This is a genomic window from Sphingomonas sp. Leaf5, assembly GCF_001421155.1.
Lineage (GTDB): Bacteria > Pseudomonadota > Alphaproteobacteria > Sphingomonadales > Sphingomonadaceae > Sphingomonas.
The window spans coordinates 1-2349 of record NZ_LMJZ01000018.1; the positions used below are offsets into that span (position 1 = coordinate 1).

Sequence of the window (2349 nt, forward strand, 5' to 3'; positions counted from 1 at the left end):
GTTGAACAAGGGTTTTGCCCCGGCTGCGTTCGTGGCGGAAGTCAGTTTGAGCCAGGAACATTATAACCTGATGAGTGGTGCCATCATCAACGGTATCGATCTGATATGAAATAATTTACGTTATTTATCAATACTGTGGCGCTAATGTATCATATGCAATGTTTTGAAAGTCGATATACTGCATGAACAAGCGAGGAAATCAGCTGGAAACAAGCCATAATTTAGGAAATAAGCAAACGAAGTCATATTTCGGGTTCGTTACATGCTCGCAAGCTATATGGTAAACGGACGACGATTCCTGTTTTAGATCATGCTTTAGCCGAGACGTCGGTGGAATTTTCGTGACGAGACGGGTACTGATCCCACGCGAACGCTTAGGCGGAATGTGCGCGGGAGTTGATACGCATGAATTATATCGGTGAATCCGGCAACGATACTCTGACCGGTGGCGACGCCAACGATGTGTTGGTCGGTAACGATGGCAACGATGTGCTATCGGGTGGCGCGGCGGGTGATATCCTCTATGGTGACGGTAACGATGGCACCAGCACGCTGGCGGGTAACGACACGCTGAACGGTGATGCTGGCAACGACTTCCTGGTCGGCGGCGCAGGTATCGACCAATTGAATGGCGGCGATGGCAACGACATCCTGATCCCGGGCCTGGCATCCCGCGTAACGCTCAGTGGCAGCTACACCTTCATGGTCGGAACCGGTAAGTCCGTTGATGAAGCTACCGGGGCTGATTTCGGCTCGTCTTTTCAGGAAACTGTCAATGGCGGGGCGGGGAGCGATATTGCGTATCTTTCCTTCCATGACCAAACTGCGAACATCGTCTTCGACAACAGCAATCCTACGGTGACTAATACCGTTTTGGCGGGCGGTGTCGGGATCGGTACCGTTACGTCCGTTGAGCGGGTCGTGTTCTACAGCGGTCAAGGTGCCGATGTTCTTCGTGGCGCCGATTTCTCCGATGTATTGAAAGGTGGTGCCGGCAACGATGAAATCTACGGCAACGTCGGTAGTGACGACCTTTATGGCGATGCCGGTGACGACACGCTCTACGGCGGCGCGGGCAACGATTATCTAAGCGGCGGTGCCGGGGATGACCGGATTGATGGTGGCGACGGGATCGATACGGTCGACTATGACAGTGCGGCTACGGTCGATCTGCGCCGCATGGGCGAAATGCAGAACACCGGGGCGTCGGGTATCGATGTGCTCTTCGGGGTCGAAAATCTGTCCGGATCTCGCTCCACGGATATTTTCAACGGCGATGATCAAGCCAATCGTCTCGAGGACGAAGACGGCGGAAACGACGTCTTCTACGGTCGCGGCGGCGATGATACCCTGATCATCTCGCGCAGCACTACCATGTACACGACGCCGACCGGGACACGGCAGTATATCGTCGGCTCGACGAACGTTACGATGGAAGGCGGAGACGGTAACGATACGCTCACCTTCAACGGACGGACGCGCTATATCGACAGAGCGTCGTTGATGTCCGGCGGCAGCGGTGACGATATCATCGGCGTAGTTGGCATGGCGACGGCTACGATCGATGGCGGTGCCGGCAACGACCGCATCACAGTCGACGGCCGCGGTAGTGACATCGGCTATCAGATCACTTTGGGTGCAGGAACCGACACGATAGCGCTCAGCTATGCGGCGTCGAGCACGGCAACATTGTCGACCGGGACGACGGTAACGGACTTCGTTACTGGTGTTGGTGGCGATATCATCGATATTGCTTCGTTATTGACGACGAATCTGTTTCTGGTGGATGCAACCAAAGTCAATCCGTTTGGCGTCGGCTATCTCCGTTTAGTTCAGAATGGCACGTCGACAAATCTGGAAGTCGATCGTGACGGCGATGGCGCTGGTGGGTTCATTACACTATTGACCCTGCCCAACACGGATGCTGCCAGTTTCCATGCCTTCAACCTCTATTATGTGACCGCGCAAGGTACGTCGGGTGCGGACACGCTCACCGGCTCGGCAAGCTTCGACCGTCTGCTCGGCCTAGGTGGTGCCGACGTGCTTGACGGTGGCGCAGGCCGCGACGTGCTGGACGGCGGTGACGGGGCCGATCGTTTGCTGGCTGGTGCGGATGACGACTATCTGATTGGCGGCAGCGGGATCGACACGGCGGTATTCGGCGACTTTTTCAAGAAGTCGACGGTGTCGGCCGAATCCGCTTCGGTTACGGTGGCCGGCCCGGAGGGGACCGATATTGCGACCGGGGTCGAATATTTTCAATTTATCGATGGTGTGTTCGTAACGGATGCGGACAGTGCGGGTGCGCAGGTGATGCGGTTGTACGACACGATTCTGGATCGTGCGCCG

Annotated in this window: 1 protein-coding gene; it reads left to right on the top strand. The window is 55.9% G+C overall.

Going from position 1 to position 2349, the window contains the following annotated elements:
• Positions 1 to 405: 405 nt before the first annotated feature.
• On the top strand, positions 406 to 2349 hold a 1944-nt coding region (locus ASE50_RS11320; RefSeq protein ID WP_156347403.1), incomplete at its 3' end, for a calcium-binding protein.